Origin of the sequence: Kitasatospora sp. NPDC088391 (genome assembly GCF_044753345.1) — a bacterium.
Classification (GTDB): domain Bacteria; phylum Actinomycetota; class Actinomycetes; order Streptomycetales; family Streptomycetaceae; genus Kitasatospora.
This window is the reverse complement of sequence record NZ_JBIVNB010000001.1, coordinates 650,060-667,960: the sequence shown is the minus strand read 5'-3', so window position 1 is coordinate 667,960 and position 17,901 is coordinate 650,060. Positions and strand designations below refer to the sequence as shown.

18 protein-coding genes are annotated in these 17,901 nt (G+C 75.4%); 12 read left to right on the top strand and 6 right to left on the bottom strand.

Annotation, left to right across the window (positions count from 1 at the left end; all coding sequences use genetic code 11):
• Window positions 1–18: 18 nt before the first annotated feature.
• Together ACIQBJ_RS02855 and ACIQBJ_RS02850 are read right to left on the bottom strand one after the other, a co-directional pair.
• Window positions 19–543: a YbhB/YbcL family Raf kinase inhibitor-like protein gene (locus ACIQBJ_RS02855; protein ID WP_400702355.1), complete on the bottom strand. Its 525-nt coding sequence runs from the start codon at window positions 541–543 to the stop codon at window positions 19–21.
• A 159-nt stretch (window positions 544–702) separates the two neighbouring features.
• Window positions 703–3,615, bottom strand: a complete 2,913-nt coding sequence (locus ACIQBJ_RS02850) for a polysaccharide lyase family 8 super-sandwich domain-containing protein (RefSeq protein WP_400702352.1) — start codon at window positions 3,613–3,615, stop codon at window positions 703–705.
• 339 nt (window positions 3,616–3,954) lie between these two features.
• Between ACIQBJ_RS02850 and ACIQBJ_RS02845 the strand changes: the two genes are divergently transcribed.
• Both ACIQBJ_RS02845 and ACIQBJ_RS02840 read left to right on the top strand, forming a co-directional pair.
• Window positions 3,955–4,611: an NADPH-dependent F420 reductase gene (locus tag ACIQBJ_RS02845; protein WP_400702349.1), complete on the top strand. Its 657-nt coding sequence runs from the start codon at window positions 3,955–3,957 to the stop codon at window positions 4,609–4,611.
• 110 nt (window positions 4,612–4,721) lie between these two features.
• A complete protein-coding gene (locus ACIQBJ_RS02840) occupies window positions 4,722–5,480 on the top strand; it encodes a PIG-L deacetylase family protein (RefSeq protein ID WP_400702346.1) in 759 nt (252 codons plus the stop codon).
• Between the two features lie 49 nt (window positions 5,481–5,529).
• Here ACIQBJ_RS02840 and ACIQBJ_RS02835 read toward each other — a convergent pair whose 3' ends face one another.
• From ACIQBJ_RS02835 to ACIQBJ_RS02825, 3 genes are all read right to left on the bottom strand, one after another.
• Entirely contained in the window at window positions 5,530–6,270 is a 741-nt protein-coding gene (locus ACIQBJ_RS02835; RefSeq protein ID WP_400702343.1) for a DedA family protein, read from the bottom strand.
• 119 nt (window positions 6,271–6,389) lie between these two features.
• Window positions 6,390–6,608, bottom strand: a complete 219-nt coding sequence (locus tag ACIQBJ_RS02830; RefSeq protein ID WP_400702340.1) for a DUF1918 domain-containing protein — start codon at window positions 6,606–6,608, stop codon at window positions 6,390–6,392.
• A 136-nt stretch (window positions 6,609–6,744) separates the two neighbouring features.
• Window positions 6,745–7,416 (bottom strand): TetR/AcrR family transcriptional regulator, encoded by a 672-nt coding sequence (locus ACIQBJ_RS02825; RefSeq protein WP_400702337.1) that lies wholly within the window; start codon window positions 7,414–7,416, stop codon window positions 6,745–6,747.
• 140 nt (window positions 7,417–7,556) lie between these two features.
• Here ACIQBJ_RS02825 and ACIQBJ_RS02820 point away from each other — a divergent pair, with 140 nt between their 5' ends.
• Entirely contained in the window at window positions 7,557–8,333 is a 777-nt protein-coding gene (locus ACIQBJ_RS02820; RefSeq protein ID WP_400703465.1) for an adenosylcobinamide amidohydrolase, read from the top strand.
• A gap of 54 nt (window positions 8,334–8,387) precedes the next feature.
• Window positions 8,388–9,191 (top strand): hypothetical protein, encoded by an 804-nt coding sequence (locus ACIQBJ_RS02815; protein ID WP_400702334.1) that lies wholly within the window; start codon window positions 8,388–8,390, stop codon window positions 9,189–9,191.
• 18 nt (window positions 9,192–9,209) lie between these two features.
• Here the strand turns inward: ACIQBJ_RS02815 and ACIQBJ_RS02810 are convergent, their stop codons facing one another.
• Window positions 9,210–9,416 carry a DUF6011 domain-containing protein gene (locus ACIQBJ_RS02810; protein WP_400702331.1) on the bottom strand — a complete coding sequence of 69 codons (207 nt, stop codon included), beginning with the start codon at window positions 9,414–9,416 and terminating at the stop codon, window positions 9,210–9,212.
• Between the two features lie 217 nt (window positions 9,417–9,633).
• Between ACIQBJ_RS02810 and ACIQBJ_RS02805 the strand changes: the two genes are divergently transcribed.
• From ACIQBJ_RS02805 to ACIQBJ_RS02770, 8 genes are all read left to right on the top strand, one after another.
• The gene (locus tag ACIQBJ_RS02805) at window positions 9,634–10,278 is read left to right on the top strand and encodes an SMI1/KNR4 family protein (RefSeq protein WP_400702328.1); all 645 of its coding nucleotides are present in this window, start codon (window positions 9,634–9,636) and stop codon (window positions 10,276–10,278) included.
• A gap of 172 nt (window positions 10,279–10,450) precedes the next feature.
• Window positions 10,451–12,133, top strand: a complete 1,683-nt coding sequence (locus ACIQBJ_RS02800) for a purple acid phosphatase family protein (RefSeq protein WP_400702325.1) — start codon at window positions 10,451–10,453, stop codon at window positions 12,131–12,133.
• Window positions 12,133–13,353 (top strand): non-hydrolyzing UDP-N-acetylglucosamine 2-epimerase, encoded by a 1,221-nt coding sequence (wecB, locus tag ACIQBJ_RS02795; RefSeq protein ID WP_400702322.1) that lies wholly within the window; start codon window positions 12,133–12,135, stop codon window positions 13,351–13,353. The genes ACIQBJ_RS02800 and wecB overlap by 1 nt, the downstream gene beginning before the upstream one ends.
• Window positions 13,350–14,018, top strand: coding sequence for a PIG-L deacetylase family protein (locus ACIQBJ_RS02790; protein WP_400702319.1), 669 nt, complete (start codon window positions 13,350–13,352; stop codon window positions 14,016–14,018). The genes wecB and ACIQBJ_RS02790 overlap by 4 nt, the downstream gene beginning before the upstream one ends.
• The gene (locus ACIQBJ_RS02785; RefSeq protein WP_400702316.1) at window positions 14,015–14,767 is read left to right on the top strand and encodes an HAD family hydrolase; all 753 of its coding nucleotides are present in this window, start codon (window positions 14,015–14,017) and stop codon (window positions 14,765–14,767) included. Before ACIQBJ_RS02790 ends, ACIQBJ_RS02785 begins: the two co-directional genes overlap by 4 nt.
• The gene (locus ACIQBJ_RS02780) at window positions 14,764–16,179 is read left to right on the top strand and encodes a glycosyltransferase (RefSeq protein ID WP_400702313.1); all 1,416 of its coding nucleotides are present in this window, start codon (window positions 14,764–14,766) and stop codon (window positions 16,177–16,179) included. Before ACIQBJ_RS02785 ends, ACIQBJ_RS02780 begins: the two co-directional genes overlap by 4 nt.
• Window positions 16,176–16,679 carry a hypothetical protein gene (locus ACIQBJ_RS02775; RefSeq protein WP_400702310.1) on the top strand — a complete coding sequence of 168 codons (504 nt, stop codon included), beginning with the start codon at window positions 16,176–16,178 and terminating at the stop codon, window positions 16,677–16,679. Before ACIQBJ_RS02780 ends, ACIQBJ_RS02775 begins: the two co-directional genes overlap by 4 nt.
• 86 nt (window positions 16,680–16,765) lie before the next feature.
• Entirely contained in the window at window positions 16,766–17,734 is a 969-nt protein-coding gene (locus ACIQBJ_RS02770) for an ATP-grasp domain-containing protein (protein ID WP_400703462.1), read from the top strand.
• Window positions 17,735–17,901: the final 167 nt, after the last annotated feature.

The window sequence follows — 17,901 nt, the reverse complement described above, 5'->3', positions numbered from 1 at the left end:
ACAGAACGACCTGGGCACTCAGGGGGTTTCGTGGCGGGCGCAGAGGGTGGCGCGGGCCAGGGCGTGGAAGGCGAGGGTGCCGCCGATGGCGGCGGCCGGGGTGTCGGGGGACAGGCCGAGGGTGTCGACGGCGAGGGCGTGGACGGTGAAGACGTAGCGGTGCGGGCCGTGGCCCGGGGGCGGGGCGGCGCCGCCGAAGTCGTTGGTGCCGTAGTCGTTGCGGCCGTGCACGGCCTTCGCGGGCAGGCCGGGGAAGGGGACGGTGCCCGCGCCGGCGGGCAGGGCGGTGCAGTCGGCGGGGAGGTCGAACAGGAGCCAGTGCCACCAGCCGCTGCCGGTGGGGGCGTCCGGGTCGAAGCAGGTGACGGCGAAGCTCCGGGTCTCCGCCGGAAAACCGGACCAGGCCAACTGCGGCGAGACGTTGCCTCCTTCGTACGTCTGCTCCGGCAACAGGTCGGCGCCCTCCGACAGTTGGTCACCGGTGACGGTGAACGACGGTACGGGGCGGAGGAATTCGTGCGGCAGCGGCGGCCGGACGGTCATGGCGGGATCTCCCGGGAGGTCGGTGTACGGGGTGACGGGGGAGGACGCTAGCGCGGACGGACCGCGGCACGCCCAGGTCCTTCGAATACCCGTTCCTGCGGGGGCGGGCCGGTAGAGTGGAGACCTGGAAAACCACGGCCCGCCCCCGTCGGCCGCCGGTCAGCCCGTGACCACCTCCAGCAGTGGCGGGAAGGCCGCGTTCTCCCGGCTGTTCAGGTTCACGGCCAGACCCGCCCGGCCCGCCGGCTCACCGACCGTCAGGGTCAGCAGCGGCGCCGCCACCACCGCCGCCGTCACGTCCAGCCCCACCCAGTCCGCCGTCCCGGAGATCCGCCCCGTGCCGAGCGCGGCCCCCGGCGCCGGGCAGCGGTTCCAGGTCGCCGCCGTCTCCTGCCAGGCCGCCGTGCCCGTCCCGAACGCCTGCAGGTCCGTCTCGGTGCCGCCCGAGTCCGCGACCGCCCCGCGCACCCACAGCACCGCCCGCCGCACCGGCCCCGCCAACGCCGAGGTGTCGAACCCCAGCAGCGCCCGCCGCGCGTACCCCGACCCCGACGTCCCGGTCTCCTTCACCGTCAGCACCGACGCCGTCCCGTAGTTGGCGTCCGCGTACGAGCCGTCCCGCACGTACGTGTCCTGGACGGGCGACAGCAGCACCGCCGACCCGCCCACCGCCGGACCGGACGGACGGAGCGTCACCGTCCGGGACGCCCCCTGGGTGCCGCCCAACTCGGCCAGCAACTGCACCGACGGGCCCGCCGCCAGCACCGCCACGCCCTCCGCCGGGTCCGCCGACAGGTACCCCGGACGGTCCACCGTCACCCGCACCGCCGCCACCGTCCGCGCCGGATCGGCCACCGACACCGTCAGCACCCCGCCCGCCTCCCGCACCAGCACCGAGCACGGCGCCGACACGGTGATCCCGCCGACACTCCCCGCCGCGTGGAAGTTCGCCGCCACCACCCCCGAAGCCGCGTCCGAAACCGCCTGCACCGAAGCCGAGTTGGCGAGCACCGTGACCGTCGGCGCGGCCGCCCGGGCCGCCGTCGCCGCCGCGTCCGCCCCCGGCAGCAGCAGGTAGGAGTACGAGGCACCCGCCGGGTCCGTCCCGTGGTCGAACCAGAGCGTCACGTACCGGCGCGTCAACACGTCGGTCGTGCCACCGGAGTTGACGTCGTGCCAGCTCCCGCTGCGCGCCTCCCGCAGCGCCCGCACGTTCGCGCCGCCCGGGAACACGTACCCGCCGAAACCCGCCAGCGCCACCGACCGTGCCCCCGTGAACTGCTGCGACCAGCCCAGCGTCGCCGGCTGCACCACCCCGTCCACCGTCAGCGCGTGCGTGCCCGCCGCCCCCAGGTTCCGGTTGTCCACCACCGTCTCCACCGGCACCCCGTCCGCGCAGGACAGGCCCGCGCCCAGGCAGACCACCGAATCGTCCAGCAGGAACCAGGACTTGCGGCCCGACAGCGTCGAGGACAACCCCCGCACCGCCTGCCCGACCGCCGCGTACCGGCCGTCCGTCGCCCCGCCCGCCCACACCGTGTCCGGCCGGGCCGCACCCCACGCGCCGCCCGCCCCGTCCGCCAGCCGCTTCGTCGACACCGTGGTCCCCGGCAGCCGGTACGGGTCCACCGTCGGCCAGAACGCGTCCGAGTACTGGCCGTTGCCGCTCGTCGCGTTCCACCACGACAGCAGACCGCTGTTCGTGTGCCAGCCCCGCAGGTTCTCCCCGTTGCCGGTCTCGTAGAACGTCGTCCGCGCCGAACACATCGACACCGCCGCCGCCCAGCCCGCCCGACGCACCACCGCCCGGTCCATCGCGAACACCCGCACCCCCGGCGGCTCCGGCGCCGCCACCACCCCGCCGTTCGCCAACAGGGCCTGCGCCCGCGCCAGTTCGGGCACGTCCACGGCCGCGTCCGACAGGTACGGGCGGTACACGTCCCGGGCGATCCAGCCCTTCACCGCCGCCCGCCACGCCGCCGACTGCCCCGCCGGGGCCGCCCCCGACTCCGCCAGCCGCAGCACGTGCCCGATGATCGTGTGCCCGCGCCCGTGGTCGTCCTGCTGCAGCTTCAACAGGTCCGAACGCTGCACGCCCCGACTGATCGCCCGCCCGCTCACCGCGTCCATCACCAGGCCGTTGAACAGGAACGGCGCGTACGCCGCGTCCACCGCGTCGAACACGTTCTGCCGCTGCGGGTCCGACACCGCCCACGCCGACCCCGCCAGCAGCGCGAACAACCGGCTCAACCCGCCCAGCAGCACCTCCCCGTACGAACCCGTGTACGGCACCCAGGTGTGCTGCACGAACGAACCGTCCCGGTACAGGCCGTCCCCCGCCAGCACGAACGGGAACACCGGCGACAGCGCCCCCGCCGCCAGCGCCAGCTTCGCCGAACTCCGGCCCAGCACCCCGCGCAGCGCCAGCACCCGGCACAGGTCCACCCGGTTCGCGCCCGTGCTCGTCCCCGAGTACGCCGCCACCCGCGAATCCGGCACCGAACGGTCCACCGCCGCCCCGTACGACGCCGACTGCGCCGCCGACAGCAACGGGAACACCAGCACCGCCGCGTCCAGCAGCGCCTGCGGCGAACCGATCTGCCAGTCCCACCAGTTGTCGTACGCCGTCGCGGTCGCCGTGTACGCCGTCGCCACCAGGTGGTCCAGGCCCGCCAGCACCGCCGCGCCCAGCGCCGCGTCAGCGGTCAGGCCCGTCCCCGGCTGCGCCCAGGCCAGCGCCATCGTGCGCAGCCGGACGAAACTGCCGGTGATGTTCGCCGACACCGACCCCAGCGGCAGGTCCGGCCAGAGCGAACCCGCCGCCGGGGCCATCGTCTGCTGCTGCGCCCGCGCCCGGTCGCCCAGCGCCCGCAGCGCCCCGGCGAACGGCTCGGCCGCCGGGTCGAAGCCCGTCCCGGTGAGCAGCGCCAGCCAGCGCAGCCGCAACGCGTCGTACGGGTCGGGGTCGGCGGCGGACGCCGGTCCGGCGAGGGTGCTGGTGGCGGCCAGCGCGAGGGCGCCGGCGGTGGTGGCCTGGAGCAGGTGGCGGCGGGACAGTGCGGGCAGGGGCACGACGTCTCCGGGGGGTGGGGGAGGGATGGGGCGGGGTGGGGCGGGGCGAAGGGGCGGGAAAGCGCTTTCCGTGGGCTGACGGTAAGCGCTTTCCGAAGGGGGCGTCAACGGGTCGGACGGCAGTTTGGCAAGCGCTTTCCCGCTGCTCCGGGCAGTCCTCCGGGGTTACCGTGGAGAGAAGACGGAGCCCGGCCCGGGAGAGGGCGCGGCCCGCCCCCGGCCCCGGTCGGCGCGGCCGGGGAAGAACATCGGCCCCCGGAGAGTTGATCACTCGTCAGGACGCACTCGGCTAGGGTGCGTTCGAGTTCGTCGATCTGACGTGGGGATGGAGCAGGAACAATGCGGATCGGAATCATCGGCACCGGAACGGTCGGGCAGACCCTGGGCAGCAAGCTGGTCTCGCTCGGCCACGAGGTGACCCTGGGCTCGCGCGGCAAGGACAACCCGGCCGCCCTGGACTGGGCGCAGCGCGCCGGCGAGGGCGCCCACGCGGGCACCTTCGCCGAGGCCGCCGAGTTCGGCGAGCTGGTCGTCAACGCCACCAGCGGCACGGTCTCGCTCGCCGCCGTCGAGCTGGCCGGCCCGGAGCGGCTGGCGGGCAAGACCCTGCTGGACGTGTCCAACCCGCTGGTGTTCTCCCCCGAGGGCGAGGTCACCCTCAATCCGGTCAACGACGACAGCGTCGGCGAGCAGCTGCAGCGGGCCCTGCCGGAGACCCGGGTCGTCAAGGCGCTGAACACCGTGAACAACGCGATCATGGTCGACCCCGGCAGCGTCCCCGGCCCGCACCAGCTCTTCGTGGCCGGCCAGGACGCGGACGCCAAGGCCCAGGTCAAGGCGCTGCTGGTGGAGTTCGGCTGGCCCGCCGAGGACATCCTCGACCTGGGCGGCATCGACGCCGCCCGCAGCCTGGAGATGCTGATGCCGTTCTGGCTGCGCCTGATGCGCCACTACGGCCACGCCGACTTCAACTACTCGATCCGCACCGCGCGTTGACCCCCGCCGCGCCCCGCCCCGGGGCGCGGCACCCCGCCGGGCGGCCCCGGTGGCCCCGAGCGGCTGCGGGCGGCTGTGGGCGAGGTCGGACGAGAACGAGAGGCAGCACCATGAACGACTCCACCGCAGCGGCCCCGTCCGCACCGGCCCTCTACCTGCCGCTGGACGAGGACTGGGAGAGCGCGCTCGCCGTGGTCGCCCACCCCGACGACATGGAGTACGGCGCGGCCGCCGCCGTCGCCCGCTGGACCGGCCAGGGCAAGCGGATCTCCTACCTGATGGTCACCAGCGGCGAGGCCGGCATCGACGGCATGGACCCCGCCCAGTGCCGCCCGGTCCGGGAGCGCGAGCAGGTCGAGTCCGCGGCGGCGGTCGGCGTCGACACCGTCGAGTTCCTCGGCTACCCGGACGGCATCGTGGAGTACGGCCTGCCGCTGCGCCGCGACCTGTCCCGGGCGATCCGCCGGCACCGGCCCGACATCGTGATCACCACCAACTTCCGCGACACCTACGGCGGCACCTTCCCCAACCAGGCCGACCACATCGCGGTCGGCCGGGCGGCGCTGGACGCCGTCCGCGACGCGGGCAACCGCTGGGTGTTCCCCGAGCTGACCGCCGAGGGCCACCGCCCGTGGAACGGCGTCCGCGAGCTCTGGGCGGCCGGTTCGCCCGACGGGCTGCACGCCGTCGACATCACCGACACCTTCGCCGCGGGCGTGGTCTCGCTGGAGGCCCACCGGGCCTACCTGGCGGGCCTCGGGGGCGAGATGGCCAACGCCGCCGAGTTCCTGGAGTCGATGGGCCGGGAGGCGGGCGCCCGCCTGGGCACCCGGTTCGCCGCCGCGTTCGAGGTGATCTCGCTCCGCTGACGGTCCGTCAAGTGTGGTGCGGTGAGGGCGGGTTGCCGAAGAGTGGACGTCAGTCGGCGGCGGGCGGCGACCCGGGGCCGCCCCCGTCCGCGGCATCGTCCGTGCCGTTCCCGCTGCTGCCGCCGCCCCCGTCGTCCTGGTGCGGGATGCGGGCCGCGCCGTCCCGGGGCGGGCGACGGCGGCGGCGGCGCAGCCAGGCCCGGACGGCCAGCAGCAGCACCAGCGCGGCGACCACCGCGAACAGCAGTACCTGGTAGCGGACGGCCTGCCGGTACAGGGTGTCGATGTTGCTGCCCGCGAAGTACCCGACGGCCGTCCACACCCCCGCCCAGAGGGCCGCGCCGACCGCGTTGGCCAGCATGAAGCGGCGCCACGGCATCCCGGTGGTGCCCGCGACCAGGCCGTTGGTCTGCCGCAGCCCGTCGACGAAGCGGGCGCCGGTGACGACCAGCCCGCCGCGGCGGCGGAAGAACGAGTCGGCGCGCTCCATCCGTTCCGGGGTGAGCCGGACGTACCGGCCCCAGCGGTGGACGAGCGCCAGGCCGCCGGTCCGGCCGATCACGTACGCCAGCGCGTCGCCGGCGGTCGCCGCCGTCACCGCGACCAGCAGCAGGACCGGCAGCGAGAGCTGTCCCGCGCCCGCGTACACCGCCGCCAGCACCAGGATGGTCTGGCCGGGCACCGGGAGCACGCAGTTGTCGAGGAACACCAGCACCCCGACCGCGAGGTACCCGTAGTCGTCGAGCAGCGGGGCGAGCTGGGCCAGCGGGCCGGGCAGGGGCGTGGCCAAGGGCGGCTGCTCCTCGGGTCGGGTGCGTCGGGCGCGTCGGCGGCGGGGGCTTCGGGCAGGTCGGACGGATCGGACGGGTCAGGTGCGGCGGGTCGGGTACGGCGGGTGCGGCGCCCGGGTCAGCGCTGCTCGGTGCCGGTGCCGGTGCCGGTGCCGGTGTGGTGCTCCACCAGGCAGTCGGGGCCGGGGTGGACGAGGCCCTGGTGGCCGTCCTCGAAGCGGACCAGGTACGGCGGTCGGCCGTCGGCGCCGCGGACCTCCAGGATCTCGCCCCGGCGGTCGGGCATGCCGACGGACCTGCTGAACATGTGGACGTGGTCTCCTGCGGTGGCGTGCATCGCTGCTGCTCCCTGTCGACCGGTGGGGCGGAAGGGGCTGCCCTTCCCGTGCTCCTTCCACTGTGCGGCGGGGCCCCGGGCGTGGCAACGGTGGACGGCGTCGGCGTGTCGGGCCACGGTACGGGCGGGGCGGGGGTCAGTCGGCGGCGGGGACCTCGGCGAGGTAGCTGCACACCAGGCGCTTGCATTCGCCGATCAGCGCCGGGTCGCCGTCCGGGTCGGCCCGGAACGCCAGCTTCAGCACGGCGTCCGCGCACTCCATCGCGACCCGCAGGGCCAGCGCGTAGCCGGGCGCGGCGAACAGTCCGCCGCCGATCGTGCGCAGCCGGACGGCGACGGCCGCGTTGTTGTCGAGTTCGGCGTCCAGCAGGTGCAGGTCGTCGACCTCGGCGGGCACGGCGTCGACCAGGCCGAAGTCGAGGTGGCCGAACCCGGCGACGGTGCGCTTCATCGCCACGAACTCCTCGACCGCGAGGTCGGTGAACCCGGCCACGTCCGGGTGCCCGGCGGCCGCGACCCGGCGGGTCAGCCCGTCCAGGAAGCGGGCCAGGTTCCGTTCGGCGAGGGCGGCCAGCAGGCCCTCCTTGCCGGCGAAGAACTGGTACAGGGTGCCGATCGGCACCTCGGCGCGCAGCGCCACCTCCTTGGTGGTCAGCCCCGCCGTCCCGACCTCGTCGAGCAGGCCCGCGCAGGCGTCCAGCAGGCGCTCGTACCGCTCCTGGCTGCGCTGCTGCACCGGTCGGCGGCGCGCACCGGCCGCGGGGGCGCGGGAGGCGGGAGCGGACGGCGCGGCGGGCTGCGGGGTCATGGCGGACACTCTGCCGCATCGGTGCGGGCCGCCGCGAATCCCCGCGCGCACCGGTGTGGTTGGGTGGTCGGCGAAGATCGCGGACGGGACGGCGGCCGCGGCGCGGACCGGTGGAGGTGACGGGCGTGGACGGGTTCCCGATGGCGGTGCGGCGGGCCGGGCGGATCGAGGACGGGGCCTGCCGGCACCTGCTGGTGTGGCGGGCCGGGCCGGGCTGGCGGATGGTCTCCTCGGGCGTCCTCGGCGGCGGCCTGGGCGAGCGGGAGTGGGTGCTGAACGCGCAGGTCCGGGCCGGGTACGGGCGGATGGACCCGGCGGCGCACCTGGCCGAACTCACCGCCGCGCAGGGCCTGTCGGGCCCGGGCGTGGGCCTGATGACGGCCGCCGAGGTCGACCACTGCACCCGGTCCGCGGACGGCGGTGTGCAGGCCCTGGTCACCACCGGCCTGGGCGTCCCGACCTGGGCCGCCGCCCCGGCCGCCCCGGCCGCCCCGGCCGCCCCGGTGCCCGCTGCGGGGCCGGTGGCCCCGTACGTGCCGGGCACGGTCAACATCCTCGCGGTCGTCCCGGCCCCGGTCTCGGACGCCGGGCTGGTCAACCTGCTGGCCACCGCGACCGAGGCCAAGGTGCAGGCGCTGCTGGACGCGGGCCTGGACTGCTCGGGCACCCCGTCCGACGCGGTCTGCGTCGCGGTCCGCACCCCGACCGCCGACGAACCGCCCGAGCCGTTCGGCGGCCCGCGCTCGCACTGGGGCTCCCGGCTGGCCCGCGCCGTCCACCGGGCGGTCCTCGACGGCGCGTCGATCGACCGGGAGCGGCGCGCCGGGTGGGACGGCCCGCCGCTGCACCCGGTGACGGTGCCGGGCTGCGCGGTGGCGGACGTCCGGGGCGCGCGGGCGGGGGCGGACCGAATCTGATTGTTTGTCAGTTTCCTTCTGTGCCTGCCTGGTTGGCCCCGCTAGCCTTCGGCCATGGGGTGGGTGGAGATCCTGTTGGTGTGCCTGGTCCAGGTGGTGGCCCTGGTGGCCCTCTGGTACGCGCTGATCATGATCGCCGACATGATCAGTACCGGGCCGGACGACGAGAACGTCCCCGGCGCCCTGATCCCCATGGCGTTCGTGCTGTTCGACGCCCTCGTGCTCTGGGCGGCCTGGCCGATGGGCGGGCGGCTCGCGCTGGAGATCCTGCTCGGACTGGCCGTGCTGGGGCTCGGCATCGCGTGTGCGTCCCTGGTGAGCGACAGCGAGGGCGGACGGGCGGTCGTGGCGGGCCTGCTGTTCCTCGCCGCGCTGACGCTGGAGATTCTGATGTGGTGCGGCGTGATCTACCCGCACGACTCGACGGACCGCAAGCCGTCGCCCGCGCCGTCCCCCTCGGCGACGCTCTCGCCGTCCGCCACTCCCGCGCCCACGCCCTCTGCCTCCATTTCCCCGTCTGCCGCGATGCGGAGCCCGGCTCCCGTCGTCACGGTGACCGTGACGGCGCCGCCGCCCTCGGCGGCGGCCTCTCCGGGCCTGTCGCCGGCCGCCGGTCAGGTCGTTCCGGCGGCAACGGTGACCGCGACCACCACGGTGACCGCGACCACGACCGTGACGGCGACGGCGACGGTCGGTGCGACCGCGACGGTCACCGCGCCTCCGGTGCAGGTGGCGGGTGGCGACTCGAACGGGCTGGTGGCGCTGGTCGCGGCGATCGGCGGTCTGCTGGCCGGGATCGGGGCGACGGTGGCGGCGTACGCGGCGGTCCGGACGGCGCACCGGGCGGGCAACGGGTGACGGGGCGGCCGGGGCGGGTCAGGTGCCCGGCAGGCAGTCCTGGTCGATGACGTAGACACGGGTGCGTTCGGGGGCGTCGGCGCAGTGGCGGCCGAGCTTCTCCCAGCGCGACTCGGGGGAGTGCAGCGGGCGGTGGCAGCGCCGGCAGCGGACCACCGGGGCGGGGCGGCGGTCGACGGCCGTCCCGGGCAGCGGGGGTTCGGTGCTCTGCTGATCGTTGCTCACGGTCACAGTTCATCATCGGCGCCCGGCGGACGCGCGACGGGGTCACCCCCGGGAGGCCCGACCGGGCGGCGCGGCGCAGGTCGCGGGGTGTTTGACGGGGCGTCAGCCCGGCCGCCCGCGGGGGAGGGGCCCGACACCCGCCGACACCTGCCGACGCCTGCCGACACGTGCCGCGCGGTTCCGTCGGCTGTCGTCCCGGCGCGGCAGACTGCCCGGCATGACAACGATTGATCACGACGTCCCGGACTCCTGGCAGCGGATCGGCGGCTGGCTCGCCGCGCACACCCGGCAGGGCCCGGTGCGGGCGGCGGCGGACGCGGCCCGCCTGGACGCGCTCGAGGCGGAGCTCGGCCTGCCCCTGCCCGCCGATCTGCGCGCCTGGTGGCTGCTGCCCGGCGTCACCAGGGGCGACTGGATTCCGCAGGCGTTCGCCCCGGTCCCGCTGGAGGAGTCGCTGGATACCCGCGGGGTCTGGCTGCTGGTCGCCGAGCAGGAGCAGGAGTGGCGGGAGCAGCAGGAGCGGGAAGGGGACGGGTCCGGTGGGGCCGGGCGGGTCGAGGACCGTTTCCTGCCGGAGTTCCTGCCGATCGCGTCGGACCCCGGTGGCGACGGGCTGTTCGTCGACCTGCGCCCCGGTGGCACCCACGGCGCGGTGTTCCGGTGGGACCACGAGAGCTGGGTCCTGGACGTTCCGCAGTGGGGCTCGGTGGCGGCGATGCTGCGCGACGTCGCGCACGCGTTGGAGGCCGGGGCGCCGGTGCTGCTGGGGCACGCGGCGCTCGGTGGTGCGGAGGAGCCCCGGACCGCCGCGGTCGACGGGGAAGGCGCGCTCGCCTGGCGTTCCGCCGCCGCGGAGGGCTGAGGGGCGCGGCTCGGGGCAGTGTCCGGGTGATCTTCATTCGGTCGTCCGTGCGAGGGCGGCGGTTGTTCATCGGTTGTCTGCGAACGGGTCATCTCGGGGGATGAATCTCCTCCGGGCGAAGGCGAGGTTCCGCTTCCGCATCAGTCGATCGTTCATTGAATGGGGATATCCCGTGGACCTTCCCGGCTTCCGGGTGTCGCGCCGCCGGGCCGACGAGATGACCATCGCCGAGCAGTACGAGTACTGGCAGGACGTCCGCAAGGGCGTCTCGCGGCGCAGCGTGCTGCGGGCCGGGATCTTCGGTGCGGCGGCCGTCGCGGCGGGCCCGATGCTGATGACCCGGGCCGCGTACGCGGACACCCCGGGGTCGGCGGTGGTGCCGTTCGGCCGGCACCTGGCGTTCGGCAACGACCCGGCGACGCAGATGCGGGTCGGCTGGCAGGTGCCGTCCGCGGTGTCCAACCCCGTTCTGCGGCTGGGCACTTCGCCGACCGACCTGAGCCAGACCGTGCAGGCCGAGATCCGCAACCTGCACAGCGACTACGGCACCGGCGCCCCGCTGGAGCAGTACTACGGGCACGCCGCGCTGGACAAGCTCAGCCCCAACACCACGTACTACTACGCGGTCGGCCACGAGGGCCTGGAGGCCGCGTCCGGCCCGGTGAACTCCTTCACCACCGGCCCGACCGGCAGCGGCTCCGCCCTGCAGCCGTTCACCTTCACCGCGATGGGCGACCAGGGCGCCAGCGCCCAGGCCGCGCTGGAGAACGCCCAGATCACCGCGCAGAACCCGAAGTTCCACCTGCTGGCCGGCGACATCTGCTACGCCGACCCGAACGGCCAGGGCAAGCTGACGGACAGCTACAACCCGGCGGTCTGGGACAGCTACCTCAAGCAGATCGAGCCCGTCGCCCAGTCCGTGCCGTGGATGGTCGCCACCGGCAACCACGACATGGAGGCCTGGTACTCGCCGAACGGCTACGGCGGCCACCAGAAGCGCCTGGACCTGCCGACCAGCGGCCCCACCGAGTGCCCCAGCGTGTACGCCTTCACCTACGGCAACGTCGCGGTGCTGTCGCTCGACGCCAACGACGTCTCCTACGAGATCAAGGCGAACCTGAACTACTCGAACGGCGCCCAGACCAGCTGGCTGGAGCAGACCCTCGCCAAGCTGCGGGCCGACCCGACGATCGACTTCGTCATCGTCTTCTTCCACCACTGCGCCTACGCCGTGACGACCAGTCACGTCTCCGACGGCGGCGTGCGGGAGAAGTGGGCCCCGCTGTTCGACAAGTACAACGTGGACCTGGTCATCAACGGCCACAACCACATGTACGAGCGCACCGACCCGATCCGCGGCGGCAACCCGACCCGCGCCGCGGCCGTCGGCGACACCGTCAACCCGGTCGCCGACGGCACCACCTACATCGTGGCGGGCGGCGGCGGCGCGAGCCTGTACAGCCTGCCGTCGAACGGGCCGGAGAGCTACGCGGGCAACGTCAAGGACGTCTCCGGCGTCACGGCCGGCTACTTCGGGGCCGGCGGCAAGGTCAGCGAGGCCGTCAACTGGTCGCGGGTCCGCTACCGCGGGCACAACCTGCTCGCCGTGGACGTCAAGCCCGCCGCCCCCGGCGGCACCGCCACCCTGACGGTGCGCGGCATCTCGGTCGAGGGCGCCAAGGCCGGCACCGAGATCGACCGGATCACCATCAGCCGCACCGCCGCCACCGTCGACACCCCCGCCTTCGGCTCCGGCGCGCTGCTGGCCGGCGCCGCCCTCGCCGCCGGCGCCGGGTACGCGGGCTACAGCGCCTGGCAGAAGCACCGCAGCGGTCTCGAGGTCCCCGCCTCCTGATGAGCGCCGCCCCGCAGCAGGCCCCGGCCGGGACGCCCCGTCCCGGCCGGGCGCCGCAGATCACCGTCTTCGCCGGCACCCGGCCCGAGATCGTCAAGCTCGCGCCCGTGGTGCACGCGCTGCGCTCCGCCGGGGCCGCCGTCCGACTGGTCGCCACCGGCCAGCACCACGACCGGCGGATGGCCGGCGACTTCTTCGCCGACCTCGGCGTCCACCCCGACGAGCGCTGGGAACTCACCGGCGACGAGGCCGCCCGCACCGGCGGCCTGCTCACCCACGCCCTCGGCCACTTCGCCGCCGGGCCGCGCCCCGACCTGGCCGTCGTCCAGGGCGACACCTGGACGGTGTCGCTGGTCGCGCTCGCCGCCCGCCGGCACGGCATTCCCGTCGCGCACGTCGAGGCCGGGCTGCGCTCGCACAACCCGCTCTCCCCGGAGGAGAGCAACCGCACCGTCGCCGCCGACCTCGCCACCGTCCACCTCGCCCCCACCGCCGGGGCCCGCGCCAACCTGCTGCGCGAGGGCGTCCCCGCCGACGGCGTGCACGTGGTCGGCAACACCGTGCTGGACGTGCTGCGCGCCTCCGGCGTCGACCCCGTCCCCGTGGCCCGGCGGCGCGGCGTGCTGGTCACCGCGCACCGCCCCGGCACCGTCGACGCGCCCGGGCGGCTGGCCGCACTGGTCGCCACCGTCCGCGCGCTGGCCGACAGGTGCGGGCCGGTGGTCTTCCCGCTGCACCCGCGCACCGCCGACCGGCTCGCCGCGCACGGCCTCGCCGACGCGCTGCGCCACCCCGGCGTCGAACTGCTCGACCCCCAACCGCACCGCCGCATGCTGGAGTTGATCGCCTCCTCGGCGCTGGTCGCCACCGACTCCGGCGGACTCCAGGAGGAGGCCGGCTGGTTCGGCGTCCCCGCCGTCGTGCTGCGCGAGAGCACCCCGCGCCCCGAGGGCGTCGCCCTCGGCCAGGCCGTCCTGACCGGCCTCGACCCGGACCGCGCGCTCGCCGCGGCCCGCCGCCTGCTGCACCCCGCCGAGCAGGCGCGGATCGCCGAACTCCCCTGCCCCTACGGCGACGGGCACACCGCCGAGCGGATCGCCGACCTGCTGCTGCGCCTGCACGCGGCCGACCGGCTGGCGCTGCGCGAACCCGGCCCAGGTCCGGGCTCCGGCCCCGGCCCCGGCCCGGTGCCCGCTGCGCCGCAGGAGGCCCGGCGATGAGGATACTGGCGATCGGCGCCCACCCCGACGACATCGAACTCGGCTGCGGAGCAACCCTGCTGAAGGCCCGTCAGGACGGTGCGGCCGTCGGCCTGCTGGTGCTCACCGACGGCCGCCTCGGCCCCGGCGACCCCGAACTGCGCTCCCGCGAACAGCGGTCCGCTGCCGACCACCTCGGCGCCACCCTCTACCGGGGCGGCTTCCGGGACGGCGAACTCGTCCACGACGCCGCGCTGACCGGCCGGATCGAGCAGGTCCTCGCCGAGTTCCGGCCCGACCTGGTCCTCACCCACGCCCCCGCCGACTCGCACCAGGACCACCGGGCCGCCGCCGACGCCACCGTCGCCGCCGCCCGCACCCACCCCCACCTGCTGCACTACGAAGGCCCCACCACCTTGGACTTCCACCCCACCGTGTACAGCGACGTCGCCGGCCACGTCCCCGGCAAGCTCGCCCTGCTGCGCCACCACCTCTCCCAGGTGGTCGGCTCCCGCCGGGTCGACCTCGACGCGCTGGCCGCCCAGGCCCGCTTCCGCGGCTTCCAAGGACGGTTGGAAGCCGCGGAAGCGTTCACCGCCACCCGCAGCCTGCTCACCGTCCGTCCGCAGCAAGGAAGTTCGGACGCCGCCGTCGGCGCGGCCGCGACCCGGCAGGTGGGCGCGTGACCCGCCGCCGCCCCGCCGGCCTGATCGTCGACCTGGACGACACGCTCTACCCGCAGGCCGAGTTCCTCGCCGCCGCCTGGGACGCCGTCGCCGACGCCGGGGCCGAACTCGGCCAGGACCGGGCCGCGTTGCGCGCCGCCCTGGACCGGATCTGCGCCGAGGGCAGCGACCGGGGCCGGATCGTCGACCGGGCGCTGGCCGCACTCGGCTGCCACGAACCCGGGACGGCCCGGCAACTGGTGGACGTCTTCCGGGCGTTCCGCCCCCGCACGCTGACCCCGTACCCCGGTGTCGCCGAACAGCTCGCCCGGCTCGCCGAGTCGGTCCCCGTCGTCGTGCTCACCGACGGCAACCCCGAGCAGCAGCGCGCCAAGCTCGCCGCCACCGGACTCGCCCCGCTGGTCTCGCACCTGGTCTGCACCGACGCCCTCCCCGGCGGCCGGTCCGCCCGCAAGCCCGCCCCCGACGGCTTCCGGCACGCCCTCGCACTGCTCGGCTGCCGCCCCGTCGACGCCTTCGTGCTCGGCGACCGCCCCGACAAGGACGTCCTCGGCGCGGCCCGGCTCGGCATCCCGGTCTTCCGGGTCCGGCAGGGCGAGTACCGCGAACTCCCCGACCTGCCCGAGGCGTTGACGGCACGGGAACTGACCGCCGTCCGCGGCGTCGACCGGACCCCGGACGCGCTCGCCCTGCTGCTCGCCCACGTGGAGGGCTTCGCCGCGAGCCGCGCCGAGGAGGAACGGCCGTGAAGCCGGAGCAGCGGAAGCCGGAGCCGGTGAAGTCGGAGCCGGTGGAGGCGGGGCGCGGAGGAGGGGCGGGGGTGTTCGGGCGGGCGGGGGCCGTCCTCCGCCGTGCGCGGGCGTGGCGGCTGCTGCCGCTGCTCGCCGCCGTCGCGCTGCTCTGGCGGCAACCGCAGTGGGCGCACCACGCGCTCGCCGGGTTCCTCGCCGCCGTCTTCGGGCTCTACCTGCTGCGGCACCTGGTGCTGCTCACCAGTGCGCTCCACCCGAAGGCCGAATTCCCTCGCCCTAAAAGGGAGTTGCCAACCGTCACGGTCCTCGTCCCGTGCCACAACGAGGCCCGGGTGGTGGACGGGCTGACCCGGGCGCTGGCCGCGCTCGACTACCCCGCCGACCGGCTCGACGTCGTCTTCGTCGACGACCGCTCCGCCGACGCCACCGGCGACCTGCTGGAACGCGCCGCCGCGGACCGGCCGCGCTGGCGGGTGCTGCGCCGCGCCCCGGACGCCGTCGGCGGCAAGTCCGCCGCCCTCAACGAGGTGCTGGAGTCGGTGCGCGGCGAGATCACCGTGGTCTACGACGCCGACCACCAGCCCCGCCCCGACTCGCTGCGCGCCCTGGTCCGGGTCTTCGACGACCCCGCCGTCGCCGCCGCCCAGGGCCGCTGCGTGGTCCGCAACCCCGGCGACAGCCTGATCGCCCGCCTGGTCGCCGTCGACTACCTGTGCGGCTACCTGGTCAACATGGCCGGCCGCCGGGCCGCCTTCGGACTGCCCGCGTACGGCGGCGCGAACTGCGCCGTGCGCACCTCCGTGCTGCGCGAACTCGGCGGCTGGAACACCGACTCCGTCACCGAGGACACCGACCTGACCGTCCGGGTCTGGCTCAGCGGCCGCAAGGTCGGCTACGCGGAGGACGCCGTCGACACCGAACTCGCCGTCACCACCCTGCGCGGCTACTGGCGCCAGCGCTACCGCTGGGCGCGCGGCCACCAGCAGGTCTGCGCCGACTACCGGGGCGCGCTGCTGCGCTCCCGGCACTTCGGCCCGCTCGGCAAGGTCGAGGCGACGCTGTTCCTGTACCTCTACCACGTCCCCGTGCTGTGCGCGGTCGCGCTGCTGCTGGCCGCGCTGGAAGCCTCCTGGCCCGGCCTGGCGCTGACGGTCCCGCTCTGGCCGGTCGCCCCGCTGATGCTGGCCGGGCCGGTGCTGGAGATCGGCGGCGGCCTGATCCGGGCCGGGACGCGCCGCCGCGAGGTCCTCCTGCTGCTGCTGTTCCCCGCCCTGTTCGTGGTCTCGATGCTGCTGTGCACCCGCGCGCTGATCGACCGCCTGGCCGGCTCCGGCTACTCCTGGGTCAAGACCGAACGGACCGCGACCCGCCCGAACGCGGCCGCCGCGGCAGCGGGGAGCGAACTGTGACGGCCCGTCCGCTCGCCCCGCTGCTGCGGGTCCTCGCCGTGATCGCGGGCACGCTGGCGCTCGGCCACTGGGCGACCGGCCCCGTCACCCGGGCCGAGGCCGCCGCCACCGCGACGATCGCCCGCTGGTGCGGACTCACCATGGTCCGCCAACTCCCCGGCACCGACCTGGTCCACGGCTTCCACGGCCACCAGCCGTTCTTCATCCGGATCAGCCCGTCCTGCTCCGCGCTCACCGTGGCGGCGGCCTGCGCGGGCGTCTCCCTCCTGCTGCTCGGCGGCACCTGGCGCCGCCGCCTGGTCGGCGCGGGCGTCGCGGCAGGGGTCTTCGCCGCCGCCAACCTGCTCCGGCTGGCCGCGGTCCTGTGGGTCGGCAACGACTACGGCATCCCCGCGATGGTCGCCTTCCACGACTGGGGCGGCACGCTCTGGTCGTACCTGATGCTGCTGCTCGTGGTGCTGCTCATGGTCGCCCTGCGCATCCGCCGCAAACCGGAGTAGACCCCCGCCCGGCCCCCGGCCCTGCCGGCCCCCGGGCCCCTGAAGTGTTCCCCCGTCGGTTTCGTTCTTCGAGAGTTGGAGTGGTGATGGTCGACAGCGGGCCCCTGGTGGGGCGGCGGGTCCTGGTGACCGGGGGCGGGGGGCCGGCCGGGGTGGTGGTGGCGCGGGAGGTGGCCCGGGCCGGGGCGGTGCCGGTGGTGGGGGACGTGGACCCGGAGGGGGTGGGGCTGCACCTGGGGTTCGAGTCGGTGCTGCTGCCGGGCGCGGCGGAGGAGGGCTTCGCCGAGCGGCTGCTCGCCCTCGCCGTGGAGCACGCCTGCGCGGCCGTCGTCGTCACGGTCGGCGAGGAGCTCGAACGACTCGCGGGGCGGGAGCGGGAGTTCACCGACAAGGGGATCGCCGCCTGGTTCCCGGAGCCGGCCACCGTCACCGCCTGCCTGGACAAGTGGGCGTTCGCCGAGGCCGTCGCCCACGCGGGCGTCCCCGCGCCGGGGACGGCCCTCGCGGGGCCCGGCGCGCTGCCGGGCCCGTGGATCGTCAAGCCGCGCCGGGGCCGGGGCTCGCGCGACGTGTTCGCCGTCCACGACCCGGCGGACTTCCCGACGCTGCTGCGCCGCGTCCCGGAGCCGATCGTGCAGACCCTGCTGCCGGGACGGGAGTTCACCGCGGACTGCCTGATCGGACGGGACGGCACGGTGCTGGCCGCGGTGCCGCGCTGGCGGACCCAGGTGCGCGGCGGGATCGCCACCCGGGGGACGACGTTCGCGGACGCCCGGGTGGACGCCCTGGTCGGCGTGCTGGCGCGGGCGTTCGGGCTGACCGGGCTGGTCAACGTCCAGGGGTTCCTGGCGGAGGACGGGCCGGCCCGGGTGGTGGAGGTCAACCCGCGGTGCGCGGGCGGCCTGCCGATCTCGCTGGCGGCGGGCGCGGACCTGGTCGGCCAGTACCTGCGGGCGCTGCTGGGCCTGCCGGTGGAGCCCGCCCGGCTGCGGTACGCGCCGGGCGTGACGACGGCGCGCAGCTTCGTCGAGCACCGGGTGACGGTCGGTCCGTAGCCGGGTCCGCCGGTGGTCCCGTCCGCCCGTGGCCCCGTCCGCCGGTAGCCCGGTTCGGGCCAGATCGTCGGACGCGGAAGGTGAGTTGACGAACCGTCGGTCCGGCGGGGGCGCAGGTCGGGGCGGGGGCGGACAGTGGCCCGAACCGGACGGCCCTGACCCGCACT

What these genes read in the sequence shown, in the direction of transcription:
- ACIQBJ_RS02855 (WP_400702355.1), bottom strand. Translation starts at nt 543, where the DNA reads ATGACCGTCCGGCCGCCGCTGCCGCACGAATTCCTCCGCCCCGTACCG.
- ACIQBJ_RS02845 (WP_400702349.1), top strand. Translation starts at nt 3,955, where the DNA reads ATGCGGATCGGAATCATCGGCACCGGAACGGTCGGGCAGACCCTGGGC.
- ACIQBJ_RS02840 (WP_400702346.1), top strand. Translation starts at nt 4,722, where the DNA reads ATGAACGACTCCACCGCAGCGGCCCCGTCCGCACCGGCCCTCTACCTG.
- ACIQBJ_RS02830 (WP_400702340.1), bottom strand. Translation starts at nt 6,608, where the DNA reads ATGCACGCCACCGCAGGAGACCACGTCCACATGTTCAGCAGGTCCGTC.
- ACIQBJ_RS02825 (WP_400702337.1), bottom strand. Translation starts at nt 7,416, where the DNA reads ATGACCCCGCAGCCCGCCGCGCCGTCCGCTCCCGCCTCCCGCGCCCCC.
- ACIQBJ_RS02820 (WP_400703465.1), top strand. Translation starts at nt 7,557, where the DNA reads ATGGCGGTGCGGCGGGCCGGGCGGATCGAGGACGGGGCCTGCCGGCAC.
- ACIQBJ_RS02815 (WP_400702334.1), top strand. Translation starts at nt 8,388, where the DNA reads ATGGGGTGGGTGGAGATCCTGTTGGTGTGCCTGGTCCAGGTGGTGGCC.
- ACIQBJ_RS02805 (WP_400702328.1), top strand. Translation starts at nt 9,634, where the DNA reads ATGACAACGATTGATCACGACGTCCCGGACTCCTGGCAGCGGATCGGC.
- wecB (WP_400702322.1), top strand. Translation starts at nt 12,133, where the DNA reads ATGAGCGCCGCCCCGCAGCAGGCCCCGGCCGGGACGCCCCGTCCCGGC.
- ACIQBJ_RS02790 (WP_400702319.1), top strand. Translation starts at nt 13,350, where the DNA reads ATGAGGATACTGGCGATCGGCGCCCACCCCGACGACATCGAACTCGGC.
- ACIQBJ_RS02770 (WP_400703462.1), top strand. Translation starts at nt 16,766, where the DNA reads ATGGTCGACAGCGGGCCCCTGGTGGGGCGGCGGGTCCTGGTGACCGGG.